The organism is Oribacterium sp. HCP3S3_B9 (assembly GCF_052064255.1).
Classification (GTDB): domain Bacteria; phylum Bacillota; class Clostridia; order Lachnospirales; family Lachnospiraceae; genus Oribacterium.
The window spans coordinates 1-21,189 of the sequence record NZ_JBQHVY010000021.1 but is presented as its reverse complement, the minus strand read 5'-3'; the positions used below and the strand labels follow the sequence as shown (position 1 = coordinate 21,189).

Genomic DNA, 21,189 nt, shown 5'->3' with positions numbered 1-21,189 from the left:
ATCTCCTTTGCATAGACGCCCCTGAGGGCAGCCTTGACTGAACAACGTTTGCGCAGTAACGCCGACGCGTCCGTCAGCTGTGTTACAAAAAAAGTCCTGGTTTCTCGCATCTGAAACCAGGACTCTGTCTTCGGTAATATTCGCTTTACGATTTAACGGTAGTCACTCTAGTTCAGATTGACACTGCTGTCACAAGAGAATATCGAGCTACTGACCGGATTCGAACCGGTGACCTTCTGATTACGAATCAGATGCACTACCGACTGTGCTACAGTAGCATGCGCCTCAAAACGCCATTACAATATAGCACGTCGCCCGCCAAATGTAAAGCGGAATTCTCACAGTTCACAAACACCGGCGCCCCGGCGGTTACTGTTCACTCGTAGCTCGGCAGACAGCAGCCCTGTCTGAACGGTAACACCCAGTGGTAAGCGTTCAGGTAGCAGGGGACCCGGATTTCGGTATCGGCTTCTCTCGGGAGAAGCCCTCTCCCATGACCTCGCGGACATCTGAAAGGATCACGAAGGCGTTCGGGTCGATTTCATGTACGAGGTCCTTCAGGTACGTGATCTCGCGGTTCGACATGATGCTGTAAAGCATCGTCGTTTCCTTACCGGAGTACATACCGATCGCATGCACACCAGTGACACCACGGTCCAGCTTCTGCAGGATGGCATCCGAAATCTGCGTCGGCTCCGACGTGATGATCCAGACCGCCTTCGCGTAATGCGTGCCTTCCATCAGGCCGTTCGACACCTTCGTCACGACATAAACAGAGATGATCGCATACAGCGCATGGATACCGCCGAACGCACCGACACCGATAGCGACGATCAACCAGTCGATGACCTGGAGAATCTGCGGGATGCTGTACTGCGGAAACGGAATATGCAGGAGCGCTGCCAGGATATCTGTACCGCCGGTCGTCGCCTGTCCGATCAGGATCAAGCCGAAGCCGAGCCCCGAAAGGATACCGCCGAATACAGCTGCCAGCAGCAGATCACCATCTGGAATCAGACTGACACCAGGCAGCAGCCAGAGGAAAAAGGACAGCATCGCCGCACCATACAGAGTCCTGCCGATAAACTTCACGCCGAGAAACTTCCACGCCGCAAGAAACAGCGGGATGTTGAGCAGAGTATTACTGAGCCACAGCGGCATCCCGATCCAGCTCCGCAGGATGATGCCGAGACCCGTCACACCACCAACGACCAGCTGATTCGGATCATAGATATTTTTACTGCCAATCGCCATCAGCAGCGCGCCCAGCGCAATCAGCATATAATCCCGCATCGGTGTTCGTTTCATCAGCATATCCAGTCCTCCCTGCTCTACACCATCTGTCCATATCCGGTTCAGCACATCATCCCGCGCTTCGGAATCGGCTGTATGTTCACCAGACTCCGTTCATCATAACATATTTGGCATGGCAGATATAGATAATATTTATTCATTCATCTCACGACGCACTGACATATCCATCCGCGTCGATCTTCACACCACTGCTGAGACCGCTCATCTTTTCATAGAAAGCTGCGATTTTCTCCGCATCGTCCAGCTTCCGCGTATAGCCAGCGGCAGACGTACCTGGTATCAGGCGAAGCCGGATGCCCTCATCATCGACATCTGCCTGCAGCAGTGCGGTGCTCGGAATCGAGCTGCCGAACACGAAGTTTCCGAGCGAGTACGCGATCGGCACGCCCTGGTAGTATTCGATGCCCTGCAGAACGTGCGGATGTGCGCCGACCACCAGATCTGCGCCCGCATCCACGAGTCGATGTGCGATGCTCTTCTGCACCTCGTTCGGCGTCTCCTCCCGCTCGATGCCCCAGTGCACATAGGCGATGACATAGTCCGCCTGCTGCTTCGCCGCCTTCACTTCCTCCGCGAGCTGTGCACCGCCATCATAGGCTGAAAACATGCCGGCAGAATCCGTGCCCGCCGCCCAGTCCGCCTCCGGATATACACGCGTCGCGCCGATAAAGGCAAACGTCCGCCCGTTCAACTCGACGACGTCCGGCTTCCGTGCCTCCGCAAGGTTCTTTCCGGCACCCACGTGACGGATCCCTGCATGGTCCAGCGTATCGATCGTATCGAGCATCGCGTCACGCCCATAGTCAAGCGCATGATTGTTTGCGAGCGTGACGAGGTCGATCCCCATCTCCTGCATCAGCTTCACCTTCTCCGGGTGCACACGGAAGGTGAACTGCTTGTCCGGTGCCGGCGTTCCACGCGTACTGAACGGGAACTCTTCATTCGTCATGAAAAAATCTGCCGCCTGAATCTCCGCCTGGTAGTCCTGTGACAGGACACCGTCGATGCCGCCGGCGGCGTCATACGCTTCCAGCACATGGTCGCTGAGATACACATCGCCCGCAAACAGAAGGCGCGTCGCTCCCTTCACAGCTTCTGTCCCCGCTGTTTCGGCATCCTCCGTATCCGCGGTGCCAGGATTCCCCGCAGCGTCTGTCTCCGTCGGATTCTCAATCATGATCGTGGTGTCGTCCGCTCCGCGCTCACTTTCATCTGATTTGGAAACGGATCCATCCATTTCCTTCCCTATCGAGTCTGCTCCATCTGCACCGGCTTCTCCATTCATACCCGTGGTTTCACTGGAAGCCGTCCGATTTTCTCCTATATTGCCGACAGCTGATGATATACGTCTCCCATCATCCGGGCACAGCGTAATCACCCCAAGCGCCACGATGATACCGAGCAGAAGGACACTCCACAGCCCGACCCAGCGCTTCGTTCCGCTTCCTCTTTCCATCTGTTCTTCCAGTTTCCGACGGCTCCGCCCGTGCTCTCTCCGATTCTCCTGCTCCATTTCGCTCCCTCTATTTTCCCGCCCTATGTCGGGCGCTGTTATAAAAATTAATTAGAACATCTGCTCGTTTTTATGATTGACATCCGTTCCGTTCACGGCTATCATAATAAATAGAACAGATGTTTGTCAAGCGTTTCGCGTTAAGAGGTGGGATTATGGAACGGATTATCTTTCATATCGATGTGAATTCTGCGTTTCTCAGCTGGGAGGCGTGCTATCGGATCCACCATCTCGGTGGTACGCTCGATCTCCGCACGATTCCGAGTGCGGTGGGCGGCGACCAGAGTAAGCGCCACGCGATCATCCTCACGAAGTCGATTCCGGCGAAGAAATATCATATTAAGACCGGCGAGCCCATCGTGGACGCACGGCGGAAGTGCCCGGAGCTCGTCATCGTCCCGCCGAATTACACGCTCTACAGCCACGCGAGCCGGGCGATGATCGAGATTCTCGAGGAGTACACGGACACCATCGAGAAGTACAGCATCGACGAGGCCTTCCTCGATATGACGGGCACGCCCTGGCTTCAGGACCGCGCGCTGCTGCTCCGCCATACTGCACCAGGGCCGTCCCCGGCCGATGCCTCTACCGACCATACCGTACTCGGCCCTTCATCCACTCCATCCGACAGGCAGCGGGCGACAGGCTCCACAAACACGCTCGAAGACCGCATCCGTGCCTTCGATGCGATTCGGCTGCCGGCGGAGATCGATGCCACCTGGCAGAGCGAGGTCGAGCATCGAGCGGTACTGCTGGCCTGGCAGCTGAAGGAGCGGATCCGAGAGGAGCTCGGCTTCACGGTGAACATCGGCATCTCGAGTAACAAGCTGCTTGCGAAGATGGCCTCCGACTTCCAGAAGCCGGATCAGGTGCATACCCTCTGGCCGTCTGAAATCGAGCATAAGATGTGGCCGCTCCCCGTGGAGGAGCTCTTCTATGTCGGCTACGCGACGGCCCCGAAGCTGCATCGCCTGGGCATCCATACCATCGGTGCGCTCGCGCAGTTCGACCCGGACATACTCTATCACCGCATGAAGTCGCATGGACTTCTGGTACGGCAGTTCGCCTGCGGCATCGACGACAGTCCGGTCATCCCCCAGCTCATGGAGGCCCCGCCGAAGGGCTATGGAAACTCCTGCACGACCATCCATGACGTGACGGACCGACAGGAGGCCTACTGGCATCTTCTCTCCCTCGCAGAGACGGTTTCCCAGCGCATCCGTGCCGATGAGGTTCGTGTCAGCTGTGTGGATATCAGCATTCGCGACAGCGAGCTTCGCTTCTACGGGCATCAGAAGCAGCTCCGCTCACCGACGGACCTGACGCTGGAAATCTACGATGCCGCATGTCGCTGCTTCGATGAGCTGTGGACCGGTTACCCGATCCGCCACCTGGGCATCCACACCAGTAAGGTGAGCCACGCTGTCGGCCGACAGGTAGACCTCTTCGACCGCTACGACTATGGGAAGCTTCGCCAGGCCGAGTACGCCGTCGATGAGATCCGTACCCGCTATGGAAACGACGCGATCAAGCGCGCCCGCTTCGTTTCCGCCCCCGGCTGCGCGGATCCGTACGCCATCGACCACATGAACGGCGGCATCTCCCGCGAGCGGCGAACGGTGGACTACAATAAGGAAACAATATTATGACCGGTTTCACTGCCATCAGTGATGTGCTCCCGCACATCGACAGCGGCACCCGTAAGGGTCGCCCATACCCCATCGCCGTCAAGAGCTGGTTCACCAGCTCCGGTACGATCATCCCGCTTTCCTTCAAGTTCGAAGGAGACGACGGCGAGATCCATTACATCCAGAACATCCATGTGAAGTCCTCCGAGGAGAAGCACTACGCAGGTATCCCCAGCCGGGATTTCAGCTGCACCGCCGTCCTCGGCGGCCTGGAGCAGAGCTTCCGGTTGGTCTACTATCCCGCCGAAAGCAAATGGGTGATGATCATGTGATCACCACCCATTTCCGATTCTTGTTCAGTTTTAGATGCTTACACCACCGACTTCAGTCCGAGGGTCTTCTCGATCAGGAGCATGATGCCGAGGGTGATGACCATCATGAGGGTCGCGAGGGCGGCGATGGTCGGGTCGAAGTGATACTCTACGTAGCTCATCATCTCGATCGGGAGTACATTGACGCCCGGGCCGGTCAGGAAGGCCGACAGCGATACGTTGTTAAAGGAGTTGATCATCGCCATGATCGAGGCCGACGCGATGGCGGATTTGATGTTTGGCAGGATGATATGGAAGAAGGAATACACCTTCGTCGCACCCAGACTGCCGGCTGCTTCCTCGATCGCGAAGTCGAAGTTCGCGAGGCTCGCGGTCACCACACGCATGACGTATGGGATACCGAGCAGGGTGTGGCCGATCAGAAGACTCGGCATCACTGGAAGCTTCAGCACATTGACAACATAACGGAGCATGACGAAACCGAGTACGACGACCGGAACCAGCACCGGTGACAGGAAGACGGTCTTGATGGCTTCCTTGCCGCGGAACGAATAGCGGTTCAGCGCATAGGCCGCCGGCAGTCCGAGTACCAGGGCGAGCAGGGTCGACACGATCGCGACGATCACCGAGGTCTGTGCTGCGGAGATGAAGGATTTCATCGTCAGCACCTGTGCATACCACTTCAGTGTGAATCCATGGCCCGGGAACGTCAGATAGTTCGTATCACTGAAGGAGGCCGCCATGATAATCAGGAGCGGTCCGATCAGAAAGACGTATACCAGGATGGTGATCAGCAGCAGGGCTTTGTTCTTTTTCATTTCTTCATCTCCAATTTATTATTACTGAACTGAGAACAGCTCGTTCCAGCGGTTGATCCAGTCCGCCTTCTTCTCTGTGATGAGGGACCAGTCCGGAAGAACCAGGCTGTCGACCATCTCCTGGCCATAGGTGAAGTTTGCAGCCTGCTCCTCGGTGAGCTCGACCTCGGTATTTACCGGAGAGTCGACACCGTCGAGTGCCTCGGCCTGCTGTACGTCCTTGGAAAGGTAGAAGTCGATGAACGCCTCCGCGAGCTCCTTATTCTTGCAGCCCTTCGTGATGTTCAGCATGTTGAAGCCGGCGAAGTTACCCTCGCTCGGATTCACCCATACATAGTCCGGGTTTGCCTGCTTCGCAGTGGTGTAGCTGTAGTCGAGGAGGGTCGCAACGGAAGCCTCACCCTGGTTCAGCATGGTGATGGTGTCGTTGGCAGAAGTCCAGGTCTTTACGACATTTGGCTTCAGCTCCTCGAGCTTTGCGAAGATGGCGTCATCGTCCTGACCCGGGGTCAGACCGAAGGCAGCTGCGGTTGCATAGTAGAACAGCATACCGGAGGTGGTGGTGATATCCGGAACAGCGATGCAGTCCTTCAGCTCTGGATTCCAGAGGTCTGCGAAGCTCTTGATCTCTACGTCGATCATCGACGGATCATAGACGATACCGAGACGGTTGAAGGTGTACGCCGGGCCGTACTCCTCGCCCATCGGTGCCTTCGCGACATCATAGATAGAATCGAGGTTCGCGATCTTCGAACGATCGATGCTCTCGAAGATACCGTCATTGGCAAGCTGTGCTGCGAAAGAATCGCCGATGATGACCACATCGTAATTCTCCGGAGACTCCTCGATCTTCGTTACACGCTCTGCGTTCTTACCGGTCTCTACGACGAGCTTCGCGCCGGTCTGCTCCATGAACGGATCATATACGTTCTTCTGAAGAAGCTCCGCGTTGAACGAGAAGGTTGAGATGGTCAGTGTCTGGCCGGCGAAGTCCTGGGCAGCAGACGCGTCTGCAGTCTCTCCCGCAGCAGCGGTGGTCTCAGCAGCTGAAGTCTCAGCAGCGGCTGTCGTCTCAGTAGCGGCAGCGGTGGTTGTAGCGGTGTTGTTCGATGAACCGCACGCAGCGATGGTGGTGCTCAGCATAGCAGCTGCAAGCACAAGGGATAATGTCTTTCTCATAATTTCCTCCACTAGATGATGATATATCAAGCGCCTTATACGTAGCGCCGAACGACGAATTTATACCATAACGATCTTATGCGCGTCGAGGGAAAGCGTGATGTTCTCTCCCACATCGAAGAGACGGTCGTTCGAGGTGTTGACGATGAGCTCGCCGAGGGCGGTCTCCACGTTATATTGCATGCGCTTGCCGAGGTAGGTACGCACACCGACTTTACCGGAGACAGCATTGGCGACGTCCTCTCCCGCTGCCGCGACGAGGATGTCGTCCGGACGGATGCAGGCGCGGGTCGTGTCACGGCCCTCCTTCGGATGTGCGATCTCGAGAACGCTGCCGTCGGCCGCTGTCCAGCGCGTGCCCTCACTGTGCTTGAGATCGATGAAGTTCTCGAAGCCGACGAAGTGCGCGATGAACTCGGTCTTCGGGTGCGCGTAGATCTCCTCCGGGCGATCCAGCTGCTCGATCACGCCGTGGTTCATGATCGCGACCTTATCACTGATCGCGAAGCACTCCTCCTGGTCATGGGTGACGTAGATCGCAGTGAAGCCGAGCTCCTGCTGCAGCTTACGGATCTCAACACGCATCTGCACGCGGAGCTTCGCGTCGAGGTTACTGAGCGGCTCGTCGAAGAGCATGAGATCCGGCTCGATAACCATCGCACGGGCGAGGGCTACACGCTGACGCTGTCCGCCGGACATCTCCTTCGGAAGGCGCTTCTCGAAGCCGTCGAGGTCGACCGTGTGGAGCATCTTCATGACGCGCTCCTGGATCTCTGCCTCCGGCAGATTGCGGCGACGCAGACCGAACGCGACGTTCTCGAAAATGTTCATGTGCGGGAACAGCGCGTAGCTCTGGAACACGAAGCCGAAGTTCCGCTTATGCAGCGGCACATGGGTGTAGTCCTTTCCGTCGAAGAGGATGTCGCCCTGCATCGGCTCAGAGAAGCCGCCGATCAGGCGGAGCGTCGTGGTTTTACCACAGCCGCTGGAGCCGAGGAGGCTGACCAGCTCGCCCTTCTCGACGTTCAGGTTCAGGTCCTTCAGAATGATGTTCTTTCCATATCCTGCGGTGATATTTCTTAACTCAAGTAATGACACGGTATTTCCTCCTATTTTTATGCCAGCGGGTTCACCTTGCGGCTCACACCATTCACGATCGTGGAGACGATCATCGTGACGACGATCATGACGACCGCAACGACGGAAGCATTGACCCAGTCACCGAGACTCATCGCATACTGATAGATCATGGTCGAGAGCACACGGGTGTCGGTGCCACCGAGGAGTTGCGGCGTGGTGTACGCGGTGATGCAGCCGGTGAACACGAGCACGGAGCCAGTGACGAGACCGGATACGCTCAGCGGCAGGGTGACGCGCAGGAAGCTGCCGAGCTTCGTGGAGCCGAGGCTTTCGGCGGCGAGCGTCAGGTCCTCCGGGATGCTCTCGATCACGCCGATCAGCGACAGGATCATGAGCGGGAGGAAGAGCTGTATGAAACCGATGGTGATGGAAAATTCGTTATAGAGAAGGCCCTGCGGCTTCGCGAAGAGTCCGATCGCCACCAGGAACCGGTTGACGATGCCCTTCTTTCCGAGGATGACCATCCAGCTGAAGGAGCGGATGACCGGGCTCGTGAACATCGGGAAGACGGCGAAAGCCATCAGCATGCCCTTGTTCTTCGCGAATTTCGCGATGTAGTAAGCCGCCGGATAGCCGAGCAGCGCACACAGGATGGTGCTCAGGATACTCAGCTTCAGGCTGCGGAGGAACACCTGCTGGAAGTAGGTGCTCTGAAGTACCGTCGCGTAGGCGGACATAGAGAAATCCCCCTGGTCTGGAAATACTGTAGTGAGCAGCAGTGAACACAGCGGGATGAGCATGAACACCACCAGGAACAGCACGCCCGGCAGGATCATGAAAAACCAGATATTCTTCTTGAAAAGTTGCACGATTACCCTCCAGTCGACGACCTCCTCGCAAAGGCCGCGGGTTTCCTCTTTCGCTTCGGTGATGCATCAGCCCTCTTCGATCAGCCGCGCCAGCCCTCGATCAGGCGATGTTCGTAAACTCGAAGCAAAAGATTTGTAAATAAGTAAACGGAGTACTTTAAAACAACGTTATTTATAACATAGGTAGCGCGCGGATTCAAACCTATTTTTGTACATTATCAAATAATATCGCTGTACTTCTCCGCGGCGGACATAAACGGCTTCATTTTTTCCACGAGCTGTGCGCGGATCTCCGCGAGGTCGAGCGTCGTGAGCTCTCCGTGGCGAACGACCATCCGGCCGTTTGCGAACACCGTGTCGACGTCGGCCGCGTTCGCGGCGTAGGCCAATGCTGAGAACGGGTTGTACACCGGGAACATATGGGCAGCCTCGGTCGAAACGAGCGTGAGGTCGGCGGCCATCCCCGGGGCGAGGTAACCGTAGTCCGTGCCATGCAGTACTTCGGCACCACCGCGGGTCGCCGCGCGGACGATGGTCCGGGCCGGGAAGAGCGAGCGATCATGGTTCGCCGTCTTCTGGGCATTCGGGAGCATCCGCATCTGGTCAAACATCGACAGCGTGTTACCGGAGGACGGGCCGTCCGTGCCGAGGCCGAAGCCGACGCCGAGCTGACGTGCCCGCTCCATCGGGGCCACCCCCTTGCCGGCCTTCGTGTTGCTGCAGATGCAGTGGGCGATGCCGGCGCCGCGGCGCTTCATAAGCTGCAGGTCCTCTTCGGTCATGTGGATGCAGTGCGCCGCGAGCGTATGCTCGTCCAACGCGCCGATCGAATCGAGGAAGGCGGTCGGGGTCATGCCCATCGCGCGGAAATGCTCCATTTCGTAGTCCATCTCGGAGGCATGCAGGGTGAAGATCGTGTCGTACTTCACCGCAAGCTCATGCGCCTCGCGAAGCTTCTCCGGTGACAGGGTCGTCGTGCCATGCGGCGCGATAATCGGGTGGATGCGTGGATGCCGTGCCCCGTGATACTCCGCGAAGAAGTCCTTCTGATAGGCGAAGCCACCATACGCTTCGTCCGGGCTGTCGCAGGTTTTCTGTCCGATCAGGGTCTCACCGAGGTAGCCGCGGATGCCGGCCTGCTCGCAGGCCTCCGCAACGCGATCCTCGAAGTAGTACATATCGAGGAAGGTCGTAGTGCCTGAGAGGAACATCTCCGCGATGCCGTAGAGCGCGCCCCAGTAGACGAGTTCCGGTGTCATCGCCTCGAGCTCCAGCGGGAACAGGAAGCGGCGCAGTCGGTCCGGGCAGTCGTCGCCCATCGAACGAAACGGCACCATCGACACATGGCAGTGCGTGTTTACGAAGCCCGGCAGCAGGATGCCGCCCGCCCCGTCGATCACCTCGTCCGCCACCGCTTCCGCCTGCTGCAGGTTCTCGATCGGCTGGGCAGCGGCGTTTGTCTGTGCTGAAGCTACCGTACGATCGTCGAGCGAGGTCTCCGTCTGCTTCTGTTCTTCTTCACCGAGCGCGGCGATCTTCTCGCCGTCGATGAGGAGCCAGCCGTCGTGAAGCACGCGGTCGGCGTCATCCATCGTCAGGATGGTCACATTTTTAATCAGTGTTTTCATATCGTAAGAAGCCTTTCTTTTTTCGCATTCATCTCGTTCACCAGTGACGGATGCCCGGAATTCCGGAAATCTTTCATCGCACTTCCGCCGGTCGAACTCGATTCGGCCCGCCATCGGATGAGCGACCGAGGCATTGGCCGCAGGCAGATGCCTCGGCGTCACGCACGACCGGCGAGGTCGTAGACGATCGCGCTGAACAGGGTGATGCCGCGCGCGAGCACCTGCTCGTCGAAATCGAAGCGGACGGTGTGCTGCTCGCTCGCCATGTCGGTCATGGTGCGCATGTAGGTCGCCTGGCCGCCGTGGCTCTGGACGCGGTTCATCATCAGGGAGATGTCTTCGGAGCCCCAGTTCTGCGCGTTCGGGGTGGAGCTCACGCGGTACTGCGGGAGTTCCGTCCGCACGAGCGTCGCGATGCGCTGCCAGAGCGCTTCGTCACTGTGCTGTGACTCGCCGCGGCCTTCGATCTTCATCTCGCAGCGGCAGCCATGCATCGTGGCGGCACCCTGACAGATCTGCTCCGCCTGCTGCATCATGTATTCATTGATCTCGGTCGTCTCGCCGCGCACCTCGATCTCCATCTTCGCACGGTCCGGGATGACGTTGCGCCCCGTGCCTGCGTGGAGCGTCCCGACGTTCACGCGGGTAATGCCGGCGGAGTGGCGCGGGATCGCGTAGAGTCCGAGGCTCGCCTGGGCTGCCGCGAGGAGCGCATTCTGTCCGCGCTCCGGGAAGCCGCCTGCGTGGGCTGCCGTGCCGGTATAATAGACGTCGTACTTCGTGTTTGCGAGAGAGCCGTAGGTGCCCGGCGTGACGTCGCCGTCGTCAAGCGCGCCGGTCGGCGCGATGTGATTTCCGATCAGGTAGTCGACGTCGTCGAGGTGTCCGTGGGCCACGATAGCCGCAGCGCCGCGGCCGCCCTCCTCGCCCGGCTGAAAAATCAGCTTGATCGTGCCATGAAGTGCGTCGCGATGCTTCATGAGAAGCTCCGCCACGCCGAGGCCGATCGTCGCATGCGCGTCATGGCCACAGGCGTGCATCATACCTGCATTGACACTGGCAAAGCCCTCGCGGGTCGGGCGATGCGTCGACTCCGGGCACTCGACCATGCCGAGCGCGTCGATGTCAAAGCGAAGCGCCACCACCGGGCCTGGGCCGCAGTCGAGGATGGCGATCGCGCCAGTGAAGCCCTCGCGGAGATCCGGCGTCAGCTCCTCTTCCGTCACGCCCTGCTGCAGCACCGCCTCTGCGTGCGCCGCCATGATGTCTGCGTCCGGGAGCCCGAGCCGCGCGGATGCGAGACAGACCTCGCGCCCCGTCAACACCTGATAGCCGAGCGCGCGGAGCCGCCGCACGATGATCGCCGTCGTCCGCATCTCGAGCCAGCCCGTCTCCGAATGCCGGTGAAGATCACGCCGCAGCGCCACCGAACGCGCCTGCATCGCCGACGCCTCCGCCGCAAATTCCTGGTAGATGCTGTTCTTATCTATTTCCATGATTACTCCTTGTGTGTTCTGTATATCCTGTATAGCCCGCGTGCTAATGTCATGGCAGGTATAAAACTCTGTATTGCAAGAACTCCCTCATGTGAAGTAGTATAGTAAACGCAGGCAGAAAATGCCACCCTGAAATCATGGAGGAATATTATGAAACGACTTCTCATCATCGGCTCCACCTGTGTGGATGTGATTCTCCGACTCGACCACCTGCCGACAACCGGCGAGGACATGCATCCGGTGCAGCGCTTCGCGATGGGCGGCTGCGCGTTCAACGTGGCGCAGGTACCGAAGGCCTATGATGTCGATCTTCGCTTCGTGACGCCGATCGGCGACCACGGCGTGTTCAGCGACTTTGTGCGCGCGCATCTCGACAATGCAGGCTTCCGGGGGCCAATCACCGTCCCGGATAGTGAAAATGGCTGCTGCTACTGCCTCGTGGAGCGAAGCGGCGAGCGCACCTTCCTCTCCGTCCACGGGATCGAGTACAGCTTCCATGCGGAGTACATGGACGCCTTCGCGGGCGAGCGCTTCGACTATACCTACATCTGCGGACTCGAGGTCGAGGAAACGACCGGTGGCGAGCTCGTGGCCTGGCTCGAGGCGCATCCGGACATCGCCGGCACCGTCGTGTATGCACCGGGCCCGCGCGGCATCGAGGTCGACACGGATCGTACGGAACGCATCCTTGGGATGCACCCGATCCTTCACCTGAACGAGCAGGAAGCGCAGGCCCTCGCCGGGATGAGCGGTAGCGAGGATCGCGTTCTCGCCGCGGCGCAGGTGCTGCACGCGAAGACCGGAAACATGGTCATCGTGACACGCGGTGCCGACGGCGTCCTCTGGATCTCTGCGGATGGCTCCGTGCACAGCGCACCATCCGTGCCATCGACCGTCGTCGATACCATCGGTGCTGGTGACTCGCACTGCGGTGCGGTCCTCACCGGCCTCACACTCGGCTGGACCGAGGAAGACACCATGCGCTTCGCAAACCAGATTGCTTCCGAAGTCGTCGCCCAGGAAGGCGGCGCGTACATCCGCCGCTGACCTAAGTTTATGGGGTCTGACCCCATTAAATTTTTCTAAACAAAATCTAAACTGAAGTTTATGGGGTCAGACCCCCTTACGAAATTCTTAAGACGAAAGCGGCGGCAGTCTGGAATCGCCGCACAATAAAAACAGAGGATGTCGCGCGAGCGACATCCTCTGTTTTTAACTTTATCAAGATCACTCCAGCTCGAAGGCGCCGGTGTACAGCTGGTAGTAGCTGCCGCGGGCGGCGATGAGCTCGTCGTGGGAGCCGCGTTCGATGATGCGGCCATGGTCGAGGACCATGATGACGTCGGAGTTCTGCACGGTGCTGAGGCGGTGGGCGATGACGAAGACGGTGCGTCCGGCCATGAGGGCGTCCATGCCCTTCTGCACTACGGCCTCGGTGTGGGTATCGATGGAGGAGGTGGCCTCATCCATGATCATAACCGGCGGATCGGCGACGGCGGCACGCGCGATGGAGAGCAGCTGGCGCTGGCCCTGCGAGAGGTTCGCGCCGTTTGCGATCAGCATCGTGTCGTAGCCCTTCGGCAGTCGACGAATGAAGCTGTCCGCACCGGCGAGCTTCGCAGCTGCCATACACTCCTCATCCGAAGCATCGAGCTTTCCGTAGCGGATGTTCTCCATGACCGTACCCGTGAAGAGCACGGTATCCTGCAGGATGATGCCGAGCGACTTTCGAAGGGACGCCTTCTCGATATCCTGGATATCGATGCCGTCGTAGGTGATGGTGCCCTTCTGAATCTCGTAGAAACGATTGATGAGGTTCGTGATGGTCGTCTTACCGGCACCGGTGGCACCGACGAACGCAACCTTCTGACCCGGACGGGCGTAGACATTGACCTCGTGCAGTACCGTGTGCTCTCCGTCGTAGGAGAAATCCACATTCTTCAGGACGACGTCACCCTCGAGGCGCTTATACGTCACGCTGCCGTCCGCCTCGACCTTCTTCCAGGCCCACTGCTCGGTGCGCTCACTGCACTCCTCGATCTGCCCGTTCCGCTCCTGACAGCGCACGAGCGTCACCGTGCCCTCATCCTTCTCCGGCTGCTGATCCATCAGCGCGAAGATACGACGCGCACCCGCGAGACCCATGACGATCGCATTGATCTGCTGCGAGATACCGCCGATCTGGCCGGCGAACTGCCGCTCCATGTTGAGGAACGGCACGGTGATGCTGATGCTGAGGGCCATACCGCTCAGGCTCAGGTTCGGCACCTTCAGGAAGAGCAGCACGCCGCCGGCGAACGCCAGCACGACATAGAGCATGTTTCCGATATTGCCGAGGATCGGCATCAGGGTATTCGCGTAGCGGTTCGCCTTCTCCGACACCGCGAAAAGCTCGTCGTTAATCCGGTCGAAGTCGCGCTTCGCCACATCCTCGTGGTTGAAGACCTTCACGACCTTCTGACCATTCATCATCTCCTCGATGAAGCCCTCGGTCTGTGCAACCGCCGCCTGCTGCTTCACGAAGTAGCGTCCGGAGCTGCCACCGACCTTCTTCACGACCTTCGTCATGACGACAATGCCGCCGACCACGAGGATCGTGAGCCAGATGCTGTAGTACAGCATGAGCGAGAAAACGGTGACGAGGATGATACCCGAGTTCAGGAGCTGCGGGATCGACTGTGAAATCATCTGGCGCAGCGCATCGACGTCGTTCGTGTAGTAGGACATGATGTCGCCGTGCTCGTTGTGGTCGAAGTACGAAATCGGCAGCTTCTGCATACCGTCAAACATCTTCGTACGGATTTTCTTAAGCGAGCCCTGCGTGATCACCGCCATGCACTGGTTGTAGGTGGTGCCCGCGATGAGCGACAGCACATAGAGGACCGCCAGCGTCAGCACGAGGCTCAGGATCCGGGCGGACACACCGGCCCAGTCACCGCTCTGCCAGTTCTGCTCGATCAGCGCGATGATGCGCTGCTGGAACAGGGACGGGATCGCCGTGATGATCGCATTTACGAGGATGCACGCGAGCGTAAACGGCAGCAGCACCGGATAAAACGAAAAGATCATCCGGATCAGCCGTCCGAGGGTCCCGTCCTTCAGCACCGTCTTATCGACCGGGCCGCGCATATTTCTGTTTCCCTTCATCGCTGCTCTCCTCCTTTCGCCTCTTTTGCCAATGTTTCCGGCTTCACATCGTCACGCAGCTGCGCACTTCCGCCTGCTTCTGCCAATGCTTCCGGCTTCACACCGTCGCGCTGCGCGAGTTCTGCTGCCATCGCCTCCGGGGTGGCCACGACACGTACAGGGTCGACTGCATTGGCCTCTTCCGAGGTTTTATTCTGGCTGTAGTAGATGTCCTGGTACATCGCGTTGCGGCTGAGGAGCTCCTCGTGGGTGCCGATGTCCGCGATGCGGCCGCCCTCCATGATGAGGATGCGGTCGGCGTCCTGGACGGAGGACACACGCTGCGCGATGATGATCTTCGTGGTCTCCGGGATGAAATCGCGGAAGCCCTTACGGATCAAGGCGTCGGTCTTCGTGTCGACCGCGGAGGTGGAGTCGTCGAGGATCAGCACCTTCGGCTTCTTCAGGATCGCACGGGCGATGCAGAGACGCTGCTTCTGACCACCAGAGACGTTGGTACCACCCTGGGTGATGAAGGTGTCGTACTTGTTCGGGAAGGTCTGGACGAACTCGTCCGCCTGGGCGAGCTGACATGCGGCGACGAGCTCTTCGTCACTCGCCTGCGGGTTGCCCCAGCGGAGGTTCTCCGCGATGGTGCCGGAGAAGAGGACGTTCTTCTGAAGCACGACAGCGACCTGATCACGCAGGAGCTTGAGGTCGTACTTTCGTACGTCGACACCGCCGACCAGCACCTCGCCCTCGCTTGCGTCATAGAGACGGGAAATCAGCTGGATGAGCGAGGACTTCGAGGAGCCGGTACCGCCCATGATGCCGATGGTTTCACCTGATTTAATATGAAGATCGATGTCCGAGAGGACGTAATTCTCAGCATTGGCCTGATACTTGAAGCTCACGTGGTCGAAATCGATGGAGCCATCCTTCACCACGGTCACCGGGGAGGCCGGATTCGTGAGGGTGCTCGTCTCGTTCAGGACCTCAGCGATACGCTCGGCAGACTCGGCCGACATGGTCACCATGACGAAAATCATGCTGAGCATCATGAGGGACATGAGGATCTGGAAGCTGTAGGTCAGGAGCGAGGAGAACTGTCCGACGTCGAGGTCGGCACCGTGGCTCGTGATGATCGTGTAGGAGCCGAAGCTCAGGACGAAGAGCATGACGGTGTAGATACAGAACTGCATCAGCGGGTTGTTCAGCGCGAGGAAGCGCTCAGCCTTCGTGAAGTCGCGCTGGACGTCGGTCGCGGCGCGGTCGAACTTCTGCATCTCGAAATCCTCACGAACGAAGGACTTCACGACGCGCATGCCGTTGATGTTTTCCTGCACGGAGTCGTTCAGACGGTCATACTTCCGGAAAACGCGGCGGAAGATCGGCATAACCGTGCGGATGATGACGGCGAGGCCGACGCCGAGGATCGGGATGACCGCGACGAAGATCCAGGCCATGCGTCCACCCATGAGAAAGGCAGCGGCGAAGGAGAAAATCAGCATCGCCGGCGCACGGAAGCCGAGTCGGATCAGCATCATGTAGGCCTGCTGCAGGTTCTGGATATCCGTGGTCATACGGGTGACGAGGGAGCTCGTCTGGAAGTGGTCGATGTTTTCGAAGGAAAAGTCCTGAATCTTATAGAAGAGGTCTTTTCTTAAGTTGCGCGCGAAGCCGGTGGATGCGGTCGCGCAGTTGTTGCCGGCCGCGACGCCGGAAAGAAGTGACAGGGTTGCCAGCACGAGCAGCACGATACCGTACTTCCCGATGGTGCCCATGCCGGCGCCATCCTTGATCTGGTTGATCAGCATCGCCGTCACAAACGGAATGGCGGTTTCGATCAGTGACTCGATCAGCACGAACAGCGGCGCGCGCAGGCTCGGCCCCTTAAACTCGCGGATGGATTTCGAGAGCGTCTTGATAACGTCCATAAATTCCTCCTGTAGATGTAAACGATAGGCGGCGAAAAGCAGTGTAGGATCCCCCGTCGGCTCTGTACCTGATCAACATTCAGGGAGTCCGGGGTTCTGCGTATGATTCCCGCAGCCGACCCTATACCCCCGGCGCAGGAATCACGAGGCGCTGGTGCATGGAATGCAGCGAGCGCCTGAAGACGCCGGTTTCATCCCGGACGCCTCTCTTCCATATATAGTATACGCTGAAAACATCTGCTTTTCGCGAAACTTTACTATATTAAAACATTGCGTGCAACAATTCAACGACTTCACAAAAAGTTCAGATTCAGGCGCGGCCTTACGCCACCGGCGCTCCCATCTTAAGAATTTCGTAAGGGGGTCTGACCCCATAAACTGAAACTTTAGATTTTGTTTAGAAAAATTTAATGGGGTCAGACCCCATGACGGGACCCCCTTACGGCGGAAAAACCGGAGCGCAGTGCCCGGTTTTTCCTGTGATTACATTTAATTATCGAGCTGATGCTCGTGATTATACGCCTGCTTCTGCGCATACATGCGGAGGTCCGCCTGGCGGATCGCCTCGGTGATCGGGTGTACGCCCGTCACACCACCGATCGAGATCGAGAGGCGAAGCTCCGGATAATCCGCGATACGGATGTTCTCGACCGCCGACGAAATCTCCTGCATCTTCCGCTCGAGGATCTCCTCGCTCATCTTCGGGAAGAGGAGCAGGAACTCATCCCCGCCGTAGCGGATCAGGATGTCGGTCTTTCGTATGCAGTCCTTGATGGCGCGCGCGATCTCCCGCAGCACAGCATCTCCCGCAGGGTGCCCGAAGGAGTCATTGACCTGCTTGAAGCGGTTCGCGTCGATGATGGCGGTGGATTCCATGCCCTCGAGGTGCGCGCGGTAGGTCTCATAGTAGCGGCGCGAGTAGGTGTCCGTCACCGGATCCAGGAAGAGGTCCATGTTCCCGTCGTGATTCCGATCGAGGAGCAGACGTGTGCCGTTCGCGTCGATCCAGCGGCCCTCGTCGAGGCGGCTTAGGAGCTCGAGCACGCACGGCGTACCGTTCAGGTTCAGGTACTTCGACACCACGAAGTACATATCGGTGCTCGTGAACTCCAGCTTGTTGAGCGTCGATTTCTGCGCATAGGCCCGCGCCGAGATACAGTTCGCACAGACGCCCTCGTTGTTCCAGAAGGCGGCGCAGTGCTGCTTCGAGTGCCGGAGCACGCCCGCCTCGTCGAGATCGAGCACTTCATAGGTCGTCGGATCGATGAGACGCACGGTGTCAAAGACGGACTGCAGGCAGCGGATATTCTGAAGGACGACCGGTGAGGTCGAATCCAGCGGACCGCCCTGGGACGGAAATTCCTTCTCTTCCTTCATCTGCGGGTCCAGCAGCTGGCCGACCGCCGCGATGTAGTGATCCGGTCGGAAATCCGACCAGAGTGTACGCACCCGGAGATCGCACCAGTGGTACTCGTTGCCGACCGGGAAGAGGATGCTGAGGGCGAACTCCGGATTCTCCTTCGTCGTCGCATCCATCGCATCCCGCAGACGCTTGAAGTCATGCTGACTGAGATAGCGGAAATCGTTCACACGCGTGACGTTCTTCACGCTGTGACGGTACTGTGGCGGCTCGTTCCAGTTCGTCACATCCGCAAGGCGTGACACCGCATCGTACTCGAACTGGATACCACCGCTGGTGGATGCGAAGAAGTCGATCCGCTCCTGCATGGTCGCGAGGAGGTTCTGTACACGGTCGTTCTTCGGGAGGTCCGCATGCGCGAGGATTTCCTCTGACAGACGGTTCAGCTCGAAGCGGTATGGCATCGCATCTCCGTTCACTCCCGTCACGATACGAATCTGCGGGGCGGTCTCCGTCAGGCACTCCAGCAGCAGCGGGTTGAAGGCACCACACTCACCGTTCAGGATCATGTTGATCGCAGTCGTGTGGTCGTACGCCTTCTTATAGCAGCGCTCGCTCGTGAGCGCATCGTATACATCCGCGATCGCTACGATCTGGGCGGAGATCGGGATCTCCTCTCCCATCAGACCATCCGGGTAGCCATGCCCGTCCCAGCGCTCGTGGTGCCAGCGGCAGATCTCCAGCGCATAGCGGTACAGCGGCTTATCCTGGCCGTACTTCATCTGCTCCAGGATCTGTGCACCCGCGGTGGAGTGTGTCTTCATAATCTCAAACTCTTCCTTCGTGAGCTTCCCCGGTTTGTTCAGGATTTCCTCCGGAATCGTGATTTTTCCGATGTCGTGGAGGGACGACGCGGTCATGATCAGCGCGATGTCCTCCTCACTGAGATGATAGGCCTTCGTCTTCTGCACGAGCTGATGCAGCAGGAGCTCCGTGATGCGACGGATGTTCCGGATATGGTCGCCGCTCTCGTGGTTTCGGATCTCGACGACGTTACTGAGGATACTCACCATCAGGGTGTTGTTCTCCTCTTTTTCTGCGATCTGGTCCGACACGAGACGCATGAGGCGCTTCTGATTCACGTACAGATTCAGCGTATTCTCCACGCGCCGACGCACGATGTAGACATTGAACGGCCGCGGGATGTAGTCGGTGACGCCGAGCGAATAGGCGTGCTCCATCGACTCCACGGACTCCTCCGCGGTGATCATGATGACCGGAACCTCCTCGATCCAGTGGTAGCGGTTCATCTCCTCGAGCACCTCGAAGCCGTTCATCTCCGGCATGTTGATGTCGAGCAGAATCAGATCGATGGACACGTTTTTCTCCAGGATCCGAAGTGCCTCGCGCCCATCCGCAGCCTCGACGTAATCGTACTGATCACCTAGCATGTCGCTCAGCATCATGCGATTCATCTCCGCATCGTCTACAATGAGTATTGTCTGACGTTCCATGAAATCTCCTTAGTCGACCTGGCGCAGCGCTGCGACGGTCTTCTCGTACTCTGCGACCACCTGCTCGTACAGCGGTTCGTAGCCATCCATGCGACGGCCGCGCAGGAGCTCCGTGAGCTCGATCGACGGCTTCGCGAGCCGTGTGAAGCCGAGTGTCAGGCAGAGGCCCTTCAGCGTATGCGCTGCGCGGAATGCATCCTCAACTGCGCCATCCTTCAGTGCTGCGGTCAGCTGCTCCATGCTCTTGTCGTCCAGAAACTTCAGCGCGAACTTCTTCACCAACGCCGGATTCGGGATGCGGTGTGATACATCCTCGTAATCCGCCCCTATCGCCTGATAACACTCTTCAATCGTCATGATTTATCCCCCTATTAAAAAAATAAATATTTCGGAACAGGCAGACCCATTTCGTCCCTATGCTGCCAAATTCGTACCTCTCAGCCATCATAAAAATAACTACACTCAAGAGGCCTCTTTCCTACCCGATCCCCCTCCGGTACGAAAGCGCCTCTTCATGTTTAACAAGGTATAATTATATAAATTTAATATACAGAAAATGCCAGAGAATACAAGCGAATTTACGGGTTTACCTGCCTGGTTTACATTATTTTTTGTTATAGCGGCGATAGTTCATGTAACGCTCCCGGAGGGCTTCACTCCTCTGCCGGCTTCGGTGTTTTCTCCACCTCGTCGTCCTGGCAGATGTGGTAGATGATGTCGACACAGTGATCGATACCGAGGGAGCCACTGTCGAGGGTCAGGTCGTAGTTCTGGCACTTGCCCCACTCCTGCTCGGTGTAGTAGCGATAGTTGAACTTACGCTTCTTATCCATGTCCTTCAGCATCTTGTCGGTGTTCTCCGGCTCCTTATAGATCTCGGTGATTCTGTGCTTCCGCTTCTCGAGATCCGCATGGATGAAGACATTGAGCACATCCGTACGATCACGCAGGATGTAGTCCGCACAGCGTCCGACGATCACGCACGGTCCCTTCGCGACGAGATCGAGGATGACCTCTCGCTGCTTCGCCCAGAGATAATCCTCCGGACTCATACCGTAGCTGTTTCGCGCCGAGAAGGAATACTCGATCCAGTTGCGGGCGCTTGCATACTCGCCCTGTTTCTTCACATAATCCTCTGCGAAGCCCGTCTTAAACGCGGTCTGCTCGATGATTTCCTTATCATACAGTGGGATGCCCAGCTTATCCGCAAGCTTGCGGCCGACCTCACGTCCACCGGAACCATATTCTCTCGAAATCGTAACGTAATTAATCTTCATAGTCTGCCCTTGTATGATGATTCCAGAAGCTAAATCAACATTTTCCTTTCTTTTTGATTCTGTGGTTCAATACATTCAGATACTGTGGGACTTTTTATTATCCCCTGTAGCTCTGACT

General features: G+C 58.0%; 16 protein-coding genes and 1 tRNA gene. 3 read left to right on the top strand and 14 right to left on the bottom strand.

The annotated features are described in order from the left end of the window. Nucleotides 1–205: 205 nt before the first annotated feature. From ACTNC3_RS09885 to ACTNC3_RS09875, 3 genes are all read right to left on the bottom strand, one after another. Nucleotides 206–278 (bottom strand) — tRNA-Thr (locus ACTNC3_RS09885). Between the two features lie 157 nt (nucleotides 279–435). Further along, on the bottom strand, nucleotides 436–1,314 hold the full coding sequence (locus ACTNC3_RS09880) for a YitT family protein (protein WP_441227319.1): 879 nt from the start codon (nucleotides 1,312–1,314) through the stop codon (nucleotides 436–438). Nucleotides 1,315–1,459: 145 nt separating this feature from the next. Continuing rightward, nucleotides 1,460–2,827, bottom strand: a complete 1,368-nt coding sequence (locus tag ACTNC3_RS09875; RefSeq protein ID WP_441227318.1) for a CapA family protein — start codon at nucleotides 2,825–2,827, stop codon at nucleotides 1,460–1,462. Nucleotides 2,828–2,982: 155 nt separating this feature from the next. On the opposite strand from ACTNC3_RS09875, the gene ACTNC3_RS09870 reads away from it, so the two are divergent. After that, the gene (locus ACTNC3_RS09870; protein ID WP_441227317.1) at nucleotides 2,983–4,476 is read left to right on the top strand and encodes a DNA polymerase Y family protein; all 1,494 of its coding nucleotides are present in this window, start codon (nucleotides 2,983–2,985) and stop codon (nucleotides 4,474–4,476) included. Then, a complete protein-coding gene (locus ACTNC3_RS09865; protein ID WP_410043248.1) occupies nucleotides 4,473–4,787 on the top strand; it encodes a hypothetical protein in 315 nt (104 codons plus the stop codon). Before ACTNC3_RS09870 ends, ACTNC3_RS09865 begins: the two co-directional genes overlap by 4 nt. Nucleotides 4,788–4,825: 38 nt before the next feature. Here ACTNC3_RS09865 and ACTNC3_RS09860 read toward each other — a convergent pair whose 3' ends face one another. The 6 genes from ACTNC3_RS09860 to ACTNC3_RS09835 all read right to left on the bottom strand — a co-directional run bounded on the left by ACTNC3_RS09860 (nucleotide 4,826) and on the right by ACTNC3_RS09835 (nucleotide 11,857). Beyond that, nucleotides 4,826–5,605: an ABC transporter permease gene (locus ACTNC3_RS09860; RefSeq protein ID WP_410043247.1), complete on the bottom strand. Its 780-nt coding sequence runs from the start codon at nucleotides 5,603–5,605 to the stop codon at nucleotides 4,826–4,828. 21 nt (nucleotides 5,606–5,626) lie between these two features. Then, nucleotides 5,627–6,784 (bottom strand): polyamine ABC transporter substrate-binding protein, encoded by a 1,158-nt coding sequence (locus ACTNC3_RS09855; RefSeq protein WP_441227316.1) that lies wholly within the window; start codon nucleotides 6,782–6,784, stop codon nucleotides 5,627–5,629. A gap of 60 nt (nucleotides 6,785–6,844) precedes the next feature. After that, nucleotides 6,845–7,882 (bottom strand): ABC transporter ATP-binding protein, encoded by a 1,038-nt coding sequence (locus ACTNC3_RS09850; RefSeq protein ID WP_441227315.1) that lies wholly within the window; start codon nucleotides 7,880–7,882, stop codon nucleotides 6,845–6,847. A gap of 17 nt (nucleotides 7,883–7,899) precedes the next feature. Further along, entirely contained in the window at nucleotides 7,900–8,733 is an 834-nt protein-coding gene (locus tag ACTNC3_RS09845) for an ABC transporter permease (protein WP_410043244.1), read from the bottom strand. A 218-nt stretch (nucleotides 8,734–8,951) separates the two neighbouring features. Next, nucleotides 8,952–10,361, bottom strand: a complete 1,410-nt coding sequence (locus ACTNC3_RS09840) for an amidohydrolase (protein WP_441227314.1) — start codon at nucleotides 10,359–10,361, stop codon at nucleotides 8,952–8,954. A gap of 158 nt (nucleotides 10,362–10,519) precedes the next feature. Further along, the gene (locus ACTNC3_RS09835; protein WP_441227313.1) at nucleotides 10,520–11,857 is read right to left on the bottom strand and encodes an amidohydrolase; all 1,338 of its coding nucleotides are present in this window, start codon (nucleotides 11,855–11,857) and stop codon (nucleotides 10,520–10,522) included. A gap of 150 nt (nucleotides 11,858–12,007) precedes the next feature. Here ACTNC3_RS09835 and ACTNC3_RS09830 point away from each other — a divergent pair, with 150 nt between their 5' ends. Then, nucleotides 12,008–12,904, top strand: coding sequence for a carbohydrate kinase family protein (locus ACTNC3_RS09830; protein WP_410043241.1), 897 nt, complete (start codon nucleotides 12,008–12,010; stop codon nucleotides 12,902–12,904). 180 nt (nucleotides 12,905–13,084) lie between these two features. Here ACTNC3_RS09830 and ACTNC3_RS09825 read toward each other — a convergent pair whose 3' ends face one another. The 5 genes from ACTNC3_RS09825 to ACTNC3_RS09805 all read right to left on the bottom strand — a co-directional run bounded on the left by ACTNC3_RS09825 (nucleotide 13,085) and on the right by ACTNC3_RS09805 (nucleotide 21,071). Further along, complete coding sequence (locus tag ACTNC3_RS09825; protein ID WP_441227312.1) at nucleotides 13,085–15,004, bottom strand: ABC transporter ATP-binding protein; 1,920 nt, start codon at nucleotides 15,002–15,004, stop codon at nucleotides 13,085–13,087. Beyond that, on the bottom strand, nucleotides 15,001–16,920 hold the full coding sequence (locus ACTNC3_RS09820) for an ABC transporter ATP-binding protein (RefSeq protein ID WP_441227311.1): 1,920 nt from the start codon (nucleotides 16,918–16,920) through the stop codon (nucleotides 15,001–15,003). The genes ACTNC3_RS09825 and ACTNC3_RS09820 overlap by 4 nt, the downstream gene beginning before the upstream one ends. Nucleotides 16,921–17,409: 489 nt before the next feature. Beyond that, entirely contained in the window at nucleotides 17,410–19,794 is a 2,385-nt protein-coding gene (locus tag ACTNC3_RS09815) for an HD domain-containing phosphohydrolase (protein WP_441227310.1), read from the bottom strand. 9 nt (nucleotides 19,795–19,803) lie between these two features. Beyond that, nucleotides 19,804–20,151 carry an Hpt domain-containing protein gene (locus ACTNC3_RS09810; RefSeq protein WP_441227309.1) on the bottom strand — a complete coding sequence of 116 codons (348 nt, stop codon included), beginning with the start codon at nucleotides 20,149–20,151 and terminating at the stop codon, nucleotides 19,804–19,806. Between the two features lie 296 nt (nucleotides 20,152–20,447). Beyond that, on the bottom strand, nucleotides 20,448–21,071 hold the full coding sequence (locus ACTNC3_RS09805; protein WP_441227308.1) for an AAA family ATPase: 624 nt from the start codon (nucleotides 21,069–21,071) through the stop codon (nucleotides 20,448–20,450). Nucleotides 21,072–21,189: the final 118 nt, after the last annotated feature.